The sequence below is a fragment of the Mycoplasma imitans ATCC 51306 genome, from assembly GCF_000518305.1.
Taxonomy (GTDB): Bacteria; Bacillota_I; Bacilli_A; order Mycoplasmatales; family Mycoplasmoidaceae; genus Mycoplasmoides; species Mycoplasmoides imitans.
In genome coordinates, this window is sequence record NZ_KI912418.1 from 50,909 (window position 1) to 52,372 (window position 1,464).

General features: G+C 26.1%; 1 protein-coding gene. It reads left to right on the plus strand.

All coding sequences use genetic code 4. From position 1 onward, the window contains the following. A partial coding sequence (locus P690_RS0103850; RefSeq protein WP_027122419.1) for a hypothetical protein occupies positions 1 to 1,041 on the plus strand: 1,041 nt, incomplete at its 5' end. Between the last annotated feature and the right edge of the window lie 423 nt (positions 1,042 to 1,464).

Consider the following 1,464-nt stretch of genomic DNA (forward strand, 5'->3'; position numbering starts at 1 on the left):
ACTATTTATTCAGGGTTATTATCTTTTGTTCAGATTAACAATAATTTCTTTGCTGATTTAAAAATATCAATTTTAAATTATGCATCTATCCTTCCGTATTTTTACAATAAAGATTCGTTTACATTCTGAAACATTGTTTATTTAACTTTATATTTAAGTTTCTTCTTAGCTTATGTTAAGTTAAGTCTTTTCAAAGAAAAGCAAAGAATATTATCATTAATTCCTTTTATTGGGTTAATTTCTTATTTAAAAACACCTAATAAGTTAGAACAAAACGTTTTCTTAGAACTAGACACAACAGGTTTAAAGTGATATCAAAAAATCCTAGCATCAAATCAAACAGTATTTAAGATCAAGTTAACTAAAACAGTTCTTTACTTATCGTTATTTTATTTGATTTTTGTTATAGGTTTTGTTAGTTACTTCATTACAATGACATTTATATATGGAATTGGTTTTAAACTAAAACCATCTGTAGATGTAAATAACGCATATGTATATGATTTTAATCGTTGAAACAGACAATTTAATGAATCTGAGCTAAGAGTAGTCTCTGATTACAGAACAGCATTACCGCTATTCTTCATTATTACATTTTTCGTAATGAGCTTAGGAATTATCTTTGATAAAAATCCTTATACTTTTGGTGTTAAAGTTAGAAAAAATCAAGCTAGATTATCTTTAACTTTATTAGCTATAGATATAACTCAAGCATTATTCATTACATTATTGATCTTATTCTTGTATGCTAACGCTTACGATAAAATTAATCCTACAGCCGAAAACAAAGCGTTACCCGTAGATAGCGATTTTAATGATCCTTGATCTCTATATACTGGTCAAGATCTATTTATTACTAGTGGCTTAGTGTTTGTGCTTACATACTTGAGTTGATTCTTAGCATATGCTAAAGGCGGAGTGTTTTCTAGAAGAACTAGAATCTTAATGTACGTTCCATTTGCTTCATTATTCTTTGTTAATTACCATGTCGTTAATAAAGAAATAAGTAACAGCAAATCATACAGATGTCAAACTATTTAGGATATTAAATCCGAACCTTAAATAATCTATTAAATTTAGACAATAATTCGTGAAGAATTATTGTTCTTATTTTTTTCTTAATTTTAATAATTATTTGACTCGCTGTGAGCAAAATTTTGTCTGTAGTCAATTTAACTATTCACAAGACGCTCTTTTTTTTTATAAAATAAATGTATAAAGAGATTTATTAAAGTATCTTAATCTTGTTTTAATAATTTTTTTAATAAGGTTTCATTACTTTTAATGAATAAGGATGATTAATTAGCTTGATTTATATATTCAATTACAGGTACAAATGAAATTTACAAAAATTATTAATATTACTAGAAGACAATTAGCATTATTTCTAGTCTTCTTAGGGACCGTAATATTTGCTAGTGCAGGAATCATCTCTTTGATGACATATGCACTTTCAGATCAAGG